The organism is Monoglobus pectinilyticus (assembly GCF_002874775.1).
In the GTDB taxonomy this organism is placed as follows: Bacteria; Bacillota; Clostridia; order Monoglobales; family Monoglobaceae; genus Monoglobus; species Monoglobus pectinilyticus.
Map to the genome: position 1 here is coordinate 496,689 of NZ_CP020991.1, position 16,341 is coordinate 513,029.

13 protein-coding genes, 1 tRNA gene and 1 pseudogene are annotated in these 16,341 nt (G+C 36.0%); 1 reads left to right on the top strand and 14 read right to left on the bottom strand.

Annotated features, from left to right (window positions below; translation table 11 throughout):
- Positions 1–2: 2 nt before the first annotated feature.
- The 10 genes and pseudogenes from B9O19_RS02215 to B9O19_RS02260 all read right to left on the bottom strand — a co-directional run bounded on the left by B9O19_RS02215 (position 3) and on the right by B9O19_RS02260 (position 13,595).
- On the bottom strand, positions 3–524 hold the full coding sequence (locus B9O19_RS02215) for a stage III sporulation protein AB (protein WP_102364915.1): 522 nt from the start codon (positions 522–524) through the stop codon (positions 3–5).
- The gene (locus tag B9O19_RS02220) at positions 521–1,450 is read right to left on the bottom strand and encodes a stage III sporulation protein AA (RefSeq protein WP_102364916.1); all 930 of its coding nucleotides are present in this window, start codon (positions 1,448–1,450) and stop codon (positions 521–523) included. Before B9O19_RS02220 ends, B9O19_RS02215 begins: the two co-directional genes overlap by 4 nt.
- Before the next feature lie 695 nt (positions 1,451–2,145).
- Complete coding sequence (gene csn2, locus B9O19_RS02225; protein WP_102364917.1) at positions 2,146–2,814, bottom strand: type II-A CRISPR-associated protein Csn2; 669 nt, start codon at positions 2,812–2,814, stop codon at positions 2,146–2,148.
- Positions 2,811–3,116: a CRISPR-associated endonuclease Cas2 gene (gene cas2 / locus B9O19_RS02230; RefSeq protein ID WP_102364918.1), complete on the bottom strand. Its 306-nt coding sequence runs from the start codon at positions 3,114–3,116 to the stop codon at positions 2,811–2,813. The genes csn2 and cas2 overlap by 4 nt, the downstream gene beginning before the upstream one ends.
- Before the next feature lie 4 nt (positions 3,117–3,120).
- A pseudogene (gene cas1 / locus B9O19_RS12210) lies at positions 3,121–3,994 on the bottom strand (type II CRISPR-associated endonuclease Cas1).
- Positions 3,991–8,076, bottom strand: coding sequence for a type II CRISPR RNA-guided endonuclease Cas9 (cas9, locus tag B9O19_RS02240; RefSeq protein WP_102364919.1), 4,086 nt, complete (start codon positions 8,074–8,076; stop codon positions 3,991–3,993). The pseudogene cas1 and the gene cas9 overlap by 4 nt, the downstream one beginning before the upstream one ends.
- Before the next feature lie 442 nt (positions 8,077–8,518).
- Positions 8,519–9,700 carry an HD domain-containing protein gene (locus tag B9O19_RS02245; RefSeq protein WP_102364920.1) on the bottom strand — a complete coding sequence of 394 codons (1,182 nt, stop codon included), beginning with the start codon at positions 9,698–9,700 and terminating at the stop codon, positions 8,519–8,521.
- Positions 9,701–9,741: 41 nt separating this feature from the next.
- Entirely contained in the window at positions 9,742–10,563 is an 822-nt protein-coding gene (locus B9O19_RS02250; protein ID WP_102364921.1) for an HD-GYP domain-containing protein, read from the bottom strand.
- Between the two features lie 159 nt (positions 10,564–10,722).
- On the bottom strand, positions 10,723–12,051 hold the full coding sequence (locus B9O19_RS02255; RefSeq protein WP_102364922.1) for a M18 family aminopeptidase: 1,329 nt from the start codon (positions 12,049–12,051) through the stop codon (positions 10,723–10,725).
- A 20-nt stretch (positions 12,052–12,071) separates the two neighbouring features.
- The gene (locus tag B9O19_RS02260; RefSeq protein ID WP_102364923.1) at positions 12,072–13,595 is read right to left on the bottom strand and encodes an amino acid permease; all 1,524 of its coding nucleotides are present in this window, start codon (positions 13,593–13,595) and stop codon (positions 12,072–12,074) included.
- Between the two features lie 303 nt (positions 13,596–13,898).
- On the opposite strand from B9O19_RS02260, the gene B9O19_RS02265 reads away from it, so the two are divergent.
- Positions 13,899–13,975 (top strand) — tRNA-Pro (locus B9O19_RS02265).
- Between the two features lie 217 nt (positions 13,976–14,192).
- On the opposite strand, the gene B9O19_RS02270 is transcribed toward B9O19_RS02265, so the two are convergent.
- From B9O19_RS02270 to B9O19_RS02285, 4 genes are all read right to left on the bottom strand, one after another.
- The gene (locus B9O19_RS02270) at positions 14,193–14,462 is read right to left on the bottom strand and encodes a helix-turn-helix domain-containing protein (protein ID WP_102364924.1); all 270 of its coding nucleotides are present in this window, start codon (positions 14,460–14,462) and stop codon (positions 14,193–14,195) included.
- 148 nt (positions 14,463–14,610) lie between these two features.
- Positions 14,611–15,420, bottom strand: a complete 810-nt coding sequence (locus B9O19_RS02275; RefSeq protein ID WP_102364925.1) for an N-acetylmuramoyl-L-alanine amidase family protein — start codon at positions 15,418–15,420, stop codon at positions 14,611–14,613.
- Positions 15,421–15,793: 373 nt separating this feature from the next.
- Positions 15,794–16,042, bottom strand: coding sequence for a phage holin (locus tag B9O19_RS02280; RefSeq protein WP_102364926.1), 249 nt, complete (start codon positions 16,040–16,042; stop codon positions 15,794–15,796).
- A 14-nt stretch (positions 16,043–16,056) separates the two neighbouring features.
- Positions 16,057–16,338 (bottom strand): hypothetical protein, encoded by a 282-nt coding sequence (locus tag B9O19_RS02285; RefSeq protein WP_102364927.1) that lies wholly within the window; start codon positions 16,336–16,338, stop codon positions 16,057–16,059.
- Positions 16,339–16,341 lie beyond the last annotated feature (3 nt).

Genomic DNA, 16,341 nt, shown 5'->3' on the forward strand with positions numbered 1-16,341 from the left:
AGTTATAAAAGAAGAACTGTGATTAATATTCCACTTGCAAAACCTAAACTTTTAAACAGCTTTGAATTTTTTGCTTTTTTTCTCATTGCCTCTTCCTCAGCCAGCTTCAATCTCTGACATACAGCTTTGATATTGTCTGATTCCATTCTGCGAGTCCCGCTCCCTAAACAGACTGAAAACTCTTTTATTACATCAATAGTTTCTCTATTCAGACAAAGACGCTTTTTATTATTATCAACCGCTCTCATCCAAATCTCGTCAACCCTTTCTCCGGGAGCACCAGTCATACCATCAGATAACTCCAAAAAAATATCTGAAACCACTCCATTCTCAACTTCAGAAACCCTACGGGACGCTTCACTGAGCACCGAGCTGTTTATAGAAATTTCTGTCTCAAGATATTTTAGAGCATTTATAAATTCTCTAATCTGTACTACTCCGGCTTCATATTCAGAAGCTACAACAAGTCCGATATACCCACACCCTGCGATTATCGCAAACGAACATAATAATTTCATTGTCATTTCAGCTGTCTTACCTCCGTTTCTACTCTCCGGCTTCCAGAATTGCTCATGCTCAATATAACCAAATTCTCAAAGACATGATTTTGAAATAGCGGCAAAAATGCCGGTTTCTCTTTAACCTCCTCAAACGTACTTCCATGAACACTGGCTATAATAGCACAGCCGCTCCCCTTCGCATAACATACAGCGTTTACCTCCCTGTCTGTTACAAGCTCGTCAGTAATAATGACTTGAGGCGACATTGTTCTAAGCAATATATTAATCCCATCAGCTTTCGGAGCGTTTTCAATCACATCAGTATTTGCACCTATATCATTGCATGGCACGCCCTGAAACATTGCAGAAATTTCACCGCGGTCGTCTGCTACGCCAACCTTTATTCCAAAACCCGAAAGCTGTCTTGCCATATCTCTAAGAACAGTTGTCTTGCCAACTCCCGGCGGCGAAACTATAAGTGTGCTTTTAATACTCGTTCCGCTAAGAATATAAGGCATTATATCATCCGCGCTTCCTTTTATTTCACGGGCGATTCTTATATTAACAGAACTTATATCACGAAAATTTTCAATTCTGCCATCACTGTCACATATTGCCCTGCCTACAAACCCCACCCTGTGACCGCCGCGGAGAGTTACAAACCCCTGCCTTATCTCATCCAAATATGCGTAAACAGAATTTTCACATATCGAACGGAACAAAGTATTCAGGCTGAATCTCTCAACAATAAACCCCTTATCCATTCCAGCAGTTAGAGCGCCGTCAGGCTTCACAAAATATATTTTGTTACCTGAAACAAAAGACAGAGGTCTGTCTGTTCGGACGCGGATTTCATCCACATTAAATCCAGCATTTTTAAGACCTTGATGCACCACGGTTCTAAGCCCGTTTTTAGGCATATAGTCCAATATTGTGTCATACTCAATCATTGTATCACCGGCTCTTAGCTTGTTTGTTTCTTATTTGTAGTATTCTATGAGGCTTTGTCCTGAATTAGAACTTATAACTAAATTGATATGCTTCGATATTAAAGAAATTAGAGACATCTTAATTTAACAATGAAAGTTTAATTTCCAAATAAAATATTTAATTACCGGTTTTGTTTCTTAATTAAAAAAATTATATGAACTGTAAAAACATAAAAATATAGAAAATAAAAAAGCCCGGACAAATGTCCGGGGTCTGAAGCCACCTAATGGCGGTTTTTTGCTTTGATAATTACAATATTCTCAAACCTTGACCAACAATTGATATAGGATTATTGAGTTTTATTACTCTATAAATTTACACTACTCTCAAACTAGTTTGCTGTTTTCTGCATTAATTACACTGTTTTACTACCCTATAAATTTACACTACTCTCAAACAGACATTTTCATTTTTTATTCTCCTTATATGTTTTACTACCCTATAAATTTACACTACTCTCAAACGGATGAGCAAGGGTGTAAACGCTGGGAAGAGTTTTACTACCCTATAAGTTTTACTACCCTATAAATTTACACTACTCTCAAACCTCAAATGTCAGATTTTCAGTTTGAAGCGGAGACACTACTCACCGCCGGAAATTTATAGAAAGCAAAATTATCTATTTATATTATATATTATAATTAATATTTTTCAATTATATTTCACATAAATCATTGTCTATTACAAGCTTTTTTTCATGTTTTAATAATGCGCGGTCTGTACTCTCAATTAAAAGCAGTTTAAGTTTATGATGAATTGCGGTTTTATAAAGAGCCTCAAGTTCAGCTTCGGGGATATAACTTTTTAAATTCACAAAAACAAATATTTTTTCGCCTTCAAATTCAGTGACTGCCAGCATATGCTCAATAATTTTTTCGGAAATGCTTAAACATTCTTCGTTGAATTTTAAACCGAAAAGTTTTAAAAGGTTAGAGATATCAATATCATCTTCAATTGTTAAATCATAATCAAATGAATCGTATAAATTAAAAATATATTGTTTTATCTTAGCTATCATTTCTTGAGTGTTATAATAGTGCTCCTCATCGACGGCAATGTTTTTTAAAGCAGAATAAAACTTAGACGTTAACGTTCTTTCATTAATATCGAATGGTACTATTTGTGTTAATAGTTTCATGTGTTTATGTATTTCAATAGGTATATTATCATCTGATAATACAACTCTTCCGGGGAGCCGGAGTGTTTGATTATAAATATCTGATATAATCTCAGCAAAAAAGGGCTGGTTTTCTATCACGAGTATATTTATAATATTTTCGTTAAAAACGATTTCTTCTGTTATATAAGGGTGCACGAGCATCATAATATCACCAGCCTTTCATCGCTGTCTATAACATCGGAAGTGAACTTACCTGTAATAAATTCCATCCTTGAAAATTGCTTTTCTGTAACGTTCATAACTTGAACTAACCCCTTGGGCGGTCGGTTTTTCTTGATTAATTGCGTGATAGAGTTTACAATGGTTTGATTTAAAGCCATCCTGCAATAGACTGATTCCTGCAGCATGACAAAGCCGTTTTTTATTAAAAATTTTCTAAAGTGCCTGTAATCCCGCCTGTTTTCAGAGGTTTCAACGGGAAGGTCAAAAAATACGAATATTCTCATAAATCTATAACTCATATCTATAAAATTGTATTAACGATGTGTCGTTGTCATTAAGTGCGTCAAATATACTTTTGCAGTAAATTTTTATTGCGTTTAAAAAAGTATACTTGCCGCCGTCTATGTATATTGTTTCATTTAAAATATTTACTACCTTATGTTTTTCATCGGAGTTAAACATTGCAAAGTTCTCGTGATAAACAAGTCTGTCTATCAAAATTCTCAGCGGCTCCATAATATCACAGCTTAAATTAAATTGATTAAACATGTTATCATGAAATAATCCAAGCTGTGTCAGATAGCCGTTAGAAACAACTTCACGATTTACAGCCGATAGAATTATTCTATAGCCATAGTTTAATGCTGCATTTATAGCGTTATCAGCGTTTCGATTAAAATCCATTCCGAATAATGCGTTAAAATACACTTTGGCAGCATGTCCCTCACGATTGGTTGCGTCATTAAATTCTATTTCTTTGATATAACCGCTTAGCATTTCTGCCGCCTCAATTTGCTCTACTTCACGTAACAGAAGGACTGATTGCGTATTTTTTCTGAAACTATTTCAGTCCAAACGCTAGCTTTAATATCAGAAGTCCACCCAATTTGTTTTTTATTTTTAATGAGCAATCATGACTGCCATAAAGTGAAACGAGTTCCGATGCGGGATTACGCTTTTCATCGCAGAGAATTACTTTAATTTTTCGTGCGTTTAGCTCTGCTAAAAGACAGCCTGTTATAGAAACGGCAATATTTTCAATGATGACCATTGATATTTCATCAAGATAAATTCGTTTAGTTTCCTCGGAGCGGACAACCATATATCCCATTTTTAAATCCAGCTTGCATCTTTTTGATATTACTACTATGCGCCAGCTCATAGGTCAAGTAGATTAGGGGACTTTTTCTCAAAAAGCCCCGTTGGCGATTGGTCAATGATTTTTATAGAGGAAAAGCTCTTCTTGTTTAAATCCATGGATATGCTAAGTATAGCAGAGCTTTGTGAACCGCCGATTAGCTTTAAGTCAATTCCACTTGGCAGGGTGCAGTTAAAAAGTCCAAGCATTTTAAAAAGTACAATACTTCGTTCTTCAACATTGAGAGTCTCAAATACCTCTTTACCTTTTTTAACAATTTCGCTGGGGGTTTTAAACACATTGTATTTAGTGTTTTTTAATTTGTCCATCAGAATATTATATAGTTCTACGTTTTTCTCTTTGGTTATTTCATCTTTTACAGTGATTTCAAGGGTCATTTTATTAAGCCTTTGATATTCAGAATTTCTGTCATTATATTTTTCCAGGCGTTTTATGTATTTTTCCCATTCGTATGGGAGAATTAATTGAAGGCCCCTCTTTATTTTAATTCTATCGTTGGTTTTACATGTCAAATGCGAACGGAAGCCATCTATTTCAAGCAGAGTATTATATTTAATTTTTCTGCCGCCAAGCAGCAGTTCAGGCTCAATTAAACCGTGTTTTTCACATAGATGATTTAAAACTTCTTGCTTTGATGTTAATTGACCTGCATATATTAAATCTATAGGCACAAAGGATATGGTAACTTTATCTTTTTTAATATGCTTAACCAAATAGAAATAAGTTGATGTGGCGCTGTTATATCCTCCATATTTTGATATATCCGATATATTATCTTTCTTTAAGCTGATCTGACCAAGTCCCTTTTTAAGCGGCATTATATTAAACAGCTCACCTTTTTGACAGCTGGAATATCGGACAAATCTGATATTATTTTTTTCCATTGTATTTTTAACGGTGGTTAAACTGGAGCCATCTTTAAGCCATGCGGTATCATTGCCGCGAATAATGTCATGCTTTAAAAGTGAATCTAATTTAAGTGAATATTTTTGTCCGCTTTTAATAAAGTTTAAAGGATTATTTGTGTATTTAACGTATTGAACATTACCCATGACTATATTCAAATATGCGTCTTTCGCGTGATGCAAATCATTGACAGACCTGCATTTAAGCATATCATATGTTTGCCTAAACTCGGATACAAGCCGGGCTTTGACATAAACAATTTGCGTGTCGGGGAACATTTCCTCTAGTAAATGAGCGATAGCTTTAGTGGATTGCTGCGTTTCAACAATTTGGCGATTGATAAATCCAGCCAGCTCTTCATCAGTGAATTCGGTGTCCCTTTCAAGCCGGTGAAGCTTTTCTTTACTTATCAAATTGCCTTTTGCAAGTTTCTCCCACATGGATTTCATATTATGCCTTATCTCGCTTGAAATCGGGTATTTATCTCCTTTTTTTGCGTTTTCTTCTGATAGCACAAGAACTTTATTATCAAGTGAATCATCTTTTTTTCTTGACCTTGGATGAATGTGGTCCACATCATATGCCTTACTTGCAAGGTTGCTGATATCAATGGATTTACCCGAATACATGCATTTTCCAAGCTGAGTAAAATAGAGAAACAGCCGTTCGCTGCGCAACTCGCCGTCAGCTTTCGGGAATAATTGTTTTTTTAATTCTCCAACTTCATCTTCACCATAATTTTTATACATTTCAAGTATAAGGTCGCGTCTGGATTTTGTGCGCTTTTTTTCACCTTCTCCGCGCGCCATTTCAATAAATATTCTCTTTGGAGGCGTGGGCATAATATACTTTAATTCTTTAACAATGTCAAGGGTTCTTAGAATAGGGCGCTTAACGGCGTTGGATATGTACATTTCATTTAGCCGGTCTATAACGTTTTTGGGATAAGCATTATAGTATTCCTTTGCTTGCTTCTTTACATTTGATGAATATCCATAGCTTTGGGACAGCAGCTCCATAAGGTTTTTATTGGTCTCCCAAAGCATGGTGATTATATTTGGATTAACAACTTCGCCGGTTTTGGGGTCAATATCAAAGACCTCTGTTAAAAACTCCCTTGAGAGTCGGCCGAAATCTTTATAATTCGATTTTGCAATCTTTTTAATAACTTCATCGGAAAGCGTATAGTTTTCCTTAAGCCATTTTTTAATCCTTAATTTATCGTTTGAAAAAGTTATCTTTTCAATTATTTTTTCTGCGTCTTCTTCTGTCAGCATGCCTGATTCAATCAACGGTTTAAAATCTCTGAGCGGCTTTAAGGAGGATTTAACCGTTATATCAATGCCCGTAATAGAGTCTTTGTCTTCATAACAGCCGTGGGAACGCAAGGTATCTTTAATATGTTTTAATGTGACTCTGTCGTGCTTTAAGAATACCTCATTATATATTAATTTCTTACATTCAACAGTGATGGGTTTGTTGTTGATTTTTATATTGTTGATTTCATTTAAAACATTAAATCTGCAGTATAGAAGTGAATTTTTGGGCAGAACATTTTTGCCCGGAAGATATGTGCACTTGCACGTCATTCTTCTGATAAATTCCTCTTCGCTTGCGTCTTCATCTACCATATCTTTAAAATTCCACGGATATATTTTTCCCTCTGCTTTTCGTTTCATCCATGCAAAGTTACTTTTATCTGATGAAACTAATGGTCCGACATAATAGGGTATTCTAAACTCCATAAGGCTTAAAATTTTGTCTTTAACAGAGCCGTATTCATCAGAATCATTTAGAAAATCAAGATATGCTGATGCGTTATTAAGTATTAAATTAAGCTCGTACCAATAAAGCTGATAAGGAATAACGCGGTTATCAGAATTGACCTGTTTAGGGCAAAAGCTTGATAAGTCAAGACGGTTTAACATATCATCAAATTTAGAGAGGTCAGCATTATCGCATTTTGTTTCTTTAAATATGCCTTTTATGTATTTACAAAAATCTTCAGGCGATGCTTTTTTAAGGTCAGATGGTATAGTTTTGTTTTTTGATTTATAGTCGTTGGTGTTATACGAATATGCAAGATAATTAGGAAGTTTGCTGTCAGCAATGCGGAACACATAGTCATACTTTTCGGGAATATATTTTTTAACGGCGTACTTTAAAAAGGCTAAATCTGATTTATGCTGTTCATAAATTTCTTTTTTAGCTTCTGAAATGCAACTCTTTTCTTTAAGAATCCCGCTTAGCAATGACCAGTCATATATTGCTTTTATTGAAGCTAAAAGGTCGGAATCTCCGTCATCGAGCGCGGGGATAAGCGACTCAAATAAGTCGTCGAAGTTATCGTCATTAAAGGTTATAGAATTTGTTTCTAATTCCTTATAGCTTTCGTTTAGAAATAAATCTGACAATTTTGCCTTACCGCCAACAATTAACTTAATGGCGGTTACCGGATTAATAGCAGACTCTTCGGTAAGCGTTGGCTTTTTGCCGTCCCAAAGCAAGAGCTTAAAATCACGTTCCTTTGCTGTTTTGGTTATATTACGCTTTAATATTTCAGCAAACTTTTCTGATGAGCATTCCCATGGCTGCGCTTTGTCTGCGCTATTAAACCAGTTTGTAAATACTTGATAAACTTTGTCGAAGTTCAGCACTTCTGAAATATTGTCTTTATCAACGCTGAACAGAAAATGACCCCTATGCGCCAGTATATATGCGCAGGCAAGGTAAACAAGCCGCACATCGTGAGGTGAAGTATTCTTCATAAGTTCATCAATCAAATGGTGGATTGTAGGATATTCAGAAAAATATTCTTTATCTGTGTAATTTATATCATTAAAATAGATATTTTGTGTGCCGGTTGACCTATCCTCCGGGTATAATGCGCTTTGTTTTAAGCGTATAAAAAAATCCGGATCGATTTCCGCTATGGGCTTTGCCATTAATTCCTGCAAAAGAGATATGCGCTGCTGCCGTCTGTCAAGGCGCCTGCGGCTTGTTCTAAAGCTTCGCCTGTCCTCGCATTGGTTGGCCGGGAAAAAAAGATGAACGCCCCACATGGCGTTGCTTTTATATTTTAAAATATTATAGCCAGTATCTGTAACAGCCCAACCCACAGAGTTTGTACCTATGTCAAGCCCCAAAAGCCAATCGCCATAAAAATTTTTCTTTTGCATATTGACAACTCCCTTATCTTGTGGTAGTATTTGCTTATAGGATTTACTACCCTATAAATTTACACTACGAGTTCAAATAAAAATTATTTCAAATCGTTCTTTATGTTCGCACAAGAGTTGTGCATTTTATTTGTAACTTTTGCCTGCTTTTTTAAGCAGGCTTTTTATTTTATAGTATAATTTTACTATAACTTACGAAATTTGTCAATATATATAATAAATAAGATAAAAATATTTTAAATAAGCGATTTTTAAAAGAAAGAACCTTCTAAAGTAGAAAATAAAAGCGGCTAAGCAAAAGCTTAACCGCTCAGACTAAAGACAAACGCCATTGCAGAATATTCCGAAATGGCGTTTGTCTTCAGTGTAAAACCCGCCTTTTTGAGGCAGGTCTGTCAGTGGTCTGAACCCGGACAAATGTCAGGGTTATTAGATTAATATGTTAAATTCTAAAATAATCAAACAATGAACCAAAATCTATTCCGCCTATTACAGAGTTTTTATATCTCTCATATAACGAACGGTTGCCGTCTACAAGAATTCGGGTAGATATTCCGTACAAATGAGAAATGTACGTTTCAACGCAAGCCGCCAAATGGTCACACGCCCTTATTATCTCTCCGTCAATTGCATAAAAACCGTCACGGTTATAGTTTTTTGAAATTTCATTGCTGGTTACTGTTTTTATCTCTCCATTAACAACTACTTTACTTGAAAACTCGTTACTGGTGTAATAGGATATTTGGCTGCGCCAATCATCAGGAATAAGCGGAAAAAGAACACTTTCCATCTGTTCATCCTCAATTTCTTTTATCAGTTCATCAAGCCCGATAACAGAATTTTTAACCGGCGAAACAATGTCTCGGGTCAAAACCTCAGGTATATCGTGAAACAAACCACCCAAAAAATTATTTACGCATCTTTCATCCGACGCGCCAATCTCACATGAACATAAGTAAGACAACACAGCCACGACCAGCATATGTGAAATAACCGAAGTAGCCGGTATTCTGGGAGACCGCGACCATCTCTGCTGAAATCTAAGCTGACCTATAAGCGCTGTAAAACTCTTTAAATTATTGTCGCTCTGATATGTCTTAAAATATTCCAAATCGGAAAACGAGTCTATCTTGCTGTCTATTTCCCTTCTGGTATCATCTATACCATAATAACTGCGGCACATATCATATATAATATCAAACTCCCACTTAGTCGCCAAATAATGAGCCGCATTCAAAATGCCCTTTTCGTTTTCAGAATACTTTGGGTCAATCAAATATTTTTCAAACTTCTCCAAAAAGTTCTGCGGTATATGCTCCACATCACATTTTATTTGTTCAACAGACCAATGATTGAGCTCGTCTCCCTTTCTGTCCATTAATTTATGATATACCGGAGGTTTTATATCGGTCAGCAAAAGCCGGTGAAGGAACTCAAATATTCCTCCCTCAATCAGCTTTCTCCAATCAGTATTTTTATTAATTTTACCTAATGTATAAGCATAAACCATTTTATGAGCCTGCTTATCAAGCTCAGTAAAACCGCGGGAAGGTCTTATATGGTCGTTCCAACGCTCTATTGAAGCCGCATCAAAAATTGTTTCAATAAGTGATTTTCTTATCATTCTATATACAACCCCATTTAAAATTTAATACCTGACTTATATTATTTCGTCTCAATATCCGCTATAACAGCCATCATCGCTTTTGCAACAGCAGGGTCAAACTGTTTGCCGCTGCATTTGCTGAGTTCGCTTATAATGTACTCTCTCGGGTAGGCCTCACGTCCAGGACGCTCGCTTGACATTGCCTCATATGCGTCGGCAACCGCGATTATTCTGGAGCCCAACGGTATGTCTTCACCCACTAAACCGTCAGGGTATCCGCTGCCGTCAAACCTTTCATGATGATGCTTGATATCCTCAGCATAATCGCTTATCTCAGAAATACTTTTTACAATTGACGCGCCCGTCTTTGGATGATTATGCCATAATTCCTTTTCAGCCTCAGTCATACTGAGCTTCGACTTATTAAGCAGTTCTCCTGCCATATAAATCTTTCCTATATCATGAAGCAGGGCAGCATAATATAATCCATCCAAATCTTTATAACCCATTTTAACGCCTATAGCCTTTGAAATATCGGCAACCCGTTTTGAATGGCCTTCAGAATAGGGCATTTTCTTTTCAAAGGTGTCAATCATTGCATATAAGACATCGTCTGTAAACCCTTTAAAGTCAACTATCTTTCCATTTTCATATTTTTCATGAGGTGAATTACCGGTGCCGGAAACAGAAGACCGGTCATTCTGTCCACCGCTTTGTTCTGAGCCGCATTTTTGACTTTGTGTCACCTCTCCCAAATCAATCGAATTCTTCTTATTCTTTAAATTCAGCTTCGAGATAACAACCTTTGTCCCTATTGTAGCCGCCGTAAATGCCACTGCACTGGTTGCTGCCATCAAAGCCACAATCTTTCCCATACTCATAATTACACCTCCATTATTTTAGTTGTTTTATTATTATAACATATATAAATTGATTTTTCTACATATATTTTTATATTTAATAATTAATTCACAAATCATACTAGATATAAATAAAACCGCATCGCAATCTGTATAAATTGCGGTGCGGCAAATAAAACATTATACTATTTCATAACTCGTATCAGATTTTACAATAATCTCAGAACTATAAAACTCTTTAAACGATTTATATATACATCCTGTATCGTTAACTCCTGCGGTTTCGTAAGCCGAGTGCATAGCAAGCTGTGCCGCTCCAACATCCACTGTGTTAATGGAAACATGCTCTCCCGAAAGATTACCCAGCGTAGAACCTCCTAATATATCACTTCTGTTCACATACTCCTGATATTCTGCACCGCCTTTTTCACATATTCTCTTAAAAATGCCTTCCGAAACAGCGTCGGTTGTATACTTCTGTTGTGCGTTATACTTGATAAGCACGCCGCCGTTCATATAAGGACGGTTGGTCGGACAGGCCATTTCCGGATAATTCGGATGCACAGCATGTCCATTATCTGCCGAAACCATAAAACTGGACGCTAGAATTTTTTGCAGTTTGGAATAATTTGAGAAACCCAAATCCTCAGCAATTCTCATAACTGTGTCATATAAAAATGTGGATTTCGCCCCCTGTTTGGTACCGCTTCCAACCTCTTCATTATCAAAAACACAAAGCATTTGAACCGCTGCGGTAGATTCAGAATTGAGCAGCGCCTTTAAAGACAAATAAGCAGATTCCAGATTATCAATCCTAGGACACGAAAAATATTCGGAATCTCTTCCCCAAATAGAACCCTTCATCCTATTATATAAAAACAAATCTGTTCCTAAAATATCTTCAACTGTTACTTCGGCCTCAGCAGCAATCAGGTCAATAAATGACTTATGCCCGTTATGGCTATCACCAAACAGCGGAAGCATATCTTTCTGCGGATTAAACTTATACCCGTCATTGACCTCTCTGTTCATATGGATTGCAAGACTGGGTATTGAAAGCAAATCCCTGTCTATATTAACACATTTTGTTTCCACTCCGCTGTCTGATTTTACAACAATTCTTCCAGCTACAGAAAGAGGCTTGTCAAGCCAGCTTGTATAAATCATTCCGCCGTACTTTTCAACATTTAATTTTATATAATTATTTTCAATAACTATTTCCGGATTTGGTTTTATTTTAAAAGTCGGAGAATCACTATGACTTGCAATAATCATAAATGAACCTGGAATATTTTCAGGCAGTTTAAACCCTATTACAGAAGAATTGTTTCTAACAACAAAACACTTTTCACCGGGCTTTAAGTCCCATGCTTCGGATTCATACAATCTTCTGTAACCCTTAGACAACAATATATCTGAAATGTTCTCTACCGCTTGAAAACAAACAGGACTCTTTTCTATGAAATTCATAATTTCATTAGTTAATATAATATTTTCAGTATTACTCATAATTATCCTCCATTACTTTCTTATTCGTGACCTTTAATTGCCGCCTCTTTTTTCAATCTTTGTATTTCCAAATTGTATTCATCCAGCTCGGGATGATATTTTCCGTCTATATAAACATCACCGTTACTCCGTCTAGCTATAACCGGAAGTATAAGACCAAGTCCCAAAAGTATCAGCGGCGTCAGCAAATTCAAAACAAGTTTAAATATGCCCTCCGCAGTTCCATAATCCACTGTAACCATCTGTGAAACGCAGGCATAAGCAGTTATAGCAAAGCACCATATTCCGAGCAGCATACCAAATCCTCTATTCTTTGTGAGAGTATATTCAGCATTGGCAAACTCTCCGGATTTCTTTAACATAATATAAGCCAAGAATACCCACAAATATCTAAGCGGCATACAGATTGAGTTAAGTTCTATAATATATTTTATCATAGAATCCACGCTTCCAATTCCAAGCGCAGGTATTATAATCAGTATAGAAACAATAATTGCAACTAATATAACGCCGTTTATATACACACCTTTCTTGTTTTTCTTAAAAAGCCAGCCAGGTACGAATTCTTTATCTGTGCTGCCAAGCAAAACCCTGAGCGGAGCGTCTATAGACACAATGATTACTGTCATATTGAGAAGTGTTTCAAGTATTGCATAGATATAGGTAAACAAGTTTCCAACGCCATAATAATTTCCAACGTTTCTGAAAGCCTCATAAGCGCCGTTTGCAAGAAATTCCTTTTGAATACCCGTAGGAAACATCATTGCCAAAGCTATAGTACCCAGCAAAGCGCAAAAAGCTACCATGATGGTTAAAGTAATCATTACCTTTGGGAATCCTTTAGACGGCTTCTCTAAATGATTAACATAAGGCGCCATCTTTTCACATCCGCCCACAGCCAAAATAAGAATAGACAAATTTAAAAGTGAATTTATATTTATGCCGGACAGCCAGGTATCAGAAGATCCCCAGTTGATAGCGGCAAACGATACATCCTTATTTATAGCAGTAGCCGCAAACATCATCAGTATAAATAAAATAGACATAAAGAAAGAGCAGAATCCAACTACCGAGGATAGATGTTTTAAGAAATTAAGACCGCGAAGCGTCAGAAATATAGCTATAATAAACATTATCAAAGCAACTCCCTGAACGATTATAGGAGCCAGCCCATTTACAAAATTACCGTTTCCGGAAAAAAGCCACCCCAAGGCAACAAGAATTCTAGTAGGTTTCTGAGCCAGATACGGGGTATGTACTACCCAATAAGTCCATCCGGCATAAAACGCTATTCTTCTGCCCATAGTCTGGTTTACCCAAGAACTTACGCCGCCGCTTGATTTTTTGAAAACGGCACCCATTTCACCAACCATAAGCGCATACGGCAGGAAATACAGAACCAGCACAACAATCCATGGGATAATAGCCCCCATACCATTGTAATAAAAAAAGCCCTGAGTTATATTATTAAATCCCCAAAGAGGTACAAACGACATAAGGGCAAGCGTTAACCAATGCATTTTTTTAACAGAGTTATCTTTCATAATACGCCTTCTTCCACATAGTTTACTCTTATTGTTCCACTTTTTCACAATTTTATAAGAGCCAAATTTCGACGTATACAATGAAAATTTTTGTTTATGGCAAAGACTGATTTTAATTTATTATTAAATTCTGCACCGTCTATAACTCATAACTTTAGCATAGTTAACAAATATCACAATCTATTGAAATATTATATCAATTCAATTAGCTAAGGTCAAGAATAAAATACAAATTTATTTAAAAATAACTCTTGACATATTTCGGTAACCATGATATACTAAAAAAGTTGTTGATATAAATTTCGAGGTGTGGCTCAGTTTGGTAGAGTACTACGTTCGGGACGTAGGGGCCGCAGGTTCAAATCCTGTCACCTCGACCATTTATAAAAAGCCTTAAATGCACGTATTTAGCGCATTTAAGGCTTTTGTGTTATATATAACACTTTTTTAAGTTTAGTATAATTAATTAAAATTCATTATAAATGTCAGTCAAATGTCAGTCAGAAATATAAGCATATTATTCACATTATAAAAAAGGATAGCTTGTATACTATCCTTTTTCATTTTAAAATTATTTAGTTACAAATAATTATTGTGTTATTTCTTAGACTTTGTAACTCTGTCCTTAGGCATATAACCTAACTTTTGAATATCAGAAACAAACTTATTTATATCTATCTCGCCATTTATTATAAAGTTAATTAGGCTAATAGAAGATGGAAACCTCTTCCCGCTTTCAATATCTGCATATTGTCTTAATGACATACAGCATTTTTCAGCCATCTTTCCCTGACTGAGATTAAATTCTTTTCTTTTAAAATACAGGATATTACTAAAACACATTTTCAAAATGTCAACAGGTTCCATAATTCCACACCCTTTGATAAAATATACAAATATTTTATCAATTTATCTCATAAACACATATGTGATTAGTCTCATATTTTTGTTTTTTAATAAATATTTTGGTGTGGAATTATGAAAATTAAATATTTTAATACTTGTTATATCTCATTTATTCCCTATATACCCCAGCTCTATCATTGACTATAAACATTCGTATTAGGTCTTCTGTAAGACCTAACTTGCCTTCCTCATCACCTTTTAAAAATCCCTTGTCAACTAACTTAGTAATTGTTGGTCTTGCCCATTCAGGCATATTTTCGTCCACGTAATCATAAATCATTGGATTTTCCACTTTTTCTAATCTTTCATTCAGTTCTTCATATTCTCTGCTCACTAGTTTGTCCTCGCTTTCTAATTTATATTCTATTCCCAAATAGTCGCAAATTCCTTTATAAATTCCCACTGCACATTTATATTTTCCGTCATCGCTGGCTAAAAACCTGTTGTCATCATAGTTATCTATAAATGCAGTCTCTACCAATATAGCCGGCATATTTGTGTGTTTTATAACCGCAAAATTGGCAGATTTGACACCTCTGTTATATCTTTCCGTCTCCGCGGCCATATGCGGCTGTACACATTCCGCTAACACCTTACCCTGATTACTGCCTGTGCAATAATATGTCTCACAGCCATATGCTTTCGTATTTGCCGCATTGCAGTGGATAGAAACAAATATATCAGCGTCCCAGCTGTTGGCGGCGTTGTATCTGCCTGCAAGACTTCCATTTAAACTGCTTGATACCGTATCAGTTATATTTTCACGGCTCATTTTTACCGTTTGTCCGCTAACCAATAATAATTCTCTAAGGATTATTCCCACCTGCACAGATACATCCTGCTCTTTTAGTCCGTAACCTACGGCTCCCGTATCGTTTCCGGTTGGGTTGTGCCCCGGGTCTATGTATATCTTTGCCATTTATATTCCTCCAATCTATTATATTATAACAAAAAAAGAATGCCACTTAGTGACATCCCGTAATGCTATTTTAACTTGATTTTTTATGTATATTCTTGTATAATACTGTCGAGCAGGTAAGAGGAAATTGAAGGACGGTTGTCATCTCCATATGCTGTTTCTCACAGCTGAAAGGAGGTGTAGCTTATGTGGAAATACTTATTAAAAGTAATTGTTTCAATTATAATAATTTTTGTGATTGTCTCCATAAAAGCAGTATAACCGCCCTCTTGCACAGGACGGTTATATAAATTTTAACCCGACTATGACAACCGTTTAACGGTTATCTCTTATCTGCTATTATTATATACTTATGTATTCAATTTGTCAACCGCTAATTTTCGTTTTCTTTAAGCTCTGTCATTACCTCATCCGCCTTTATAGCCTCCTGGGTAAAACTGTTATTCTTCCACCAGCCCCATACTGCCGCACCAATTGTAAATAATAGGCTTATAACCTGATATATATCATCGTCCGCTATATTTAGCACCTGCTTACCGCACATAGCCAATACCTGATTTGCTAGTGCTAATATTAATACTATGGTTCTTGCTATTGTTCCTGCCGTTATGTTATTCTTCATGCTTTTTTGCCTCCTTATTTTAATAAATTTGTGATTGCGAATCCTACAAATCCGCTTACAGTCGCCGTTATTAGTGCTGTTATAATAACCGTGAGAATCTGTGAAGGTCGTCCGGCTATAACGTCTATTTTTTCTTTAACATCAGAAATATCTTCTTTGAGATATTTAGTTTCAATAGCTAAAGATTTCACTGATTGGGTCAGCTCTTCAATGTTGTCTATCCTATGATGAGCAGACTTGACGGAGGATTCAACCGCCGTCAGCCGCTCTCTGATTGCCGCTTCGTTTTCGTCCATGTT

Bases quoted from the DNA above. Each gene is read 5' to 3' on its own strand.
- B9O19_RS02255 (WP_102364922.1), bottom strand. From the start codon at position 12,051: ATGAGTAATACTGAAAATATTATATTAACTAATGAAATTATGAATTTC.
- B9O19_RS02245 (WP_102364920.1), bottom strand. From the start codon at position 9,700: ATGATAAGAAAATCACTTATTGAAACAATTTTTGATGCGGCTTCAATA.
- B9O19_RS02250 (WP_102364921.1), bottom strand. From the start codon at position 10,563: ATGAGTATGGGAAAGATTGTGGCTTTGATGGCAGCAACCAGTGCAGTG.
- B9O19_RS02270 (WP_102364924.1), bottom strand. From the start codon at position 14,462: ATGGAACCTGTTGACATTTTGAAAATGTGTTTTAGTAATATCCTGTAT.
- B9O19_RS02260 (WP_102364923.1), bottom strand. From the start codon at position 13,595: ATGAAAGATAACTCTGTTAAAAAAATGCATTGGTTAACGCTTGCCCTT.
- B9O19_RS02275 (WP_102364925.1), bottom strand. From the start codon at position 15,420: ATGGCAAAGATATACATAGACCCGGGGCACAACCCAACCGGAAACGAT.
- B9O19_RS02285 (WP_102364927.1), bottom strand. From the start codon at position 16,338: ATGGACGAAAACGAAGCGGCAATCAGAGAGCGGCTGACGGCGGTTGAA.
- cas2 (WP_102364918.1), bottom strand. From the start codon at position 3,116: ATGAGAATATTCGTATTTTTTGACCTTCCCGTTGAAACCTCTGAAAAC.
- cas9 (WP_102364919.1), bottom strand. From the start codon at position 8,076: ATGCAAAAGAAAAATTTTTATGGCGATTGGCTTTTGGGGCTTGACATA.
- B9O19_RS02215 (WP_102364915.1), bottom strand. From the start codon at position 524: ATGACAATGAAATTATTATGTTCGTTTGCGATAATCGCAGGGTGTGGG.
- B9O19_RS02220 (WP_102364916.1), bottom strand. From the start codon at position 1,450: ATGATTGAGTATGACACAATATTGGACTATATGCCTAAAAACGGGCTT.
- csn2 (WP_102364917.1), bottom strand. From the start codon at position 2,814: ATGATGCTCGTGCACCCTTATATAACAGAAGAAATCGTTTTTAACGAA.
- B9O19_RS02280 (WP_102364926.1), bottom strand. From the start codon at position 16,042: ATGAAGAATAACATAACGGCAGGAACAATAGCAAGAACCATAGTATTA.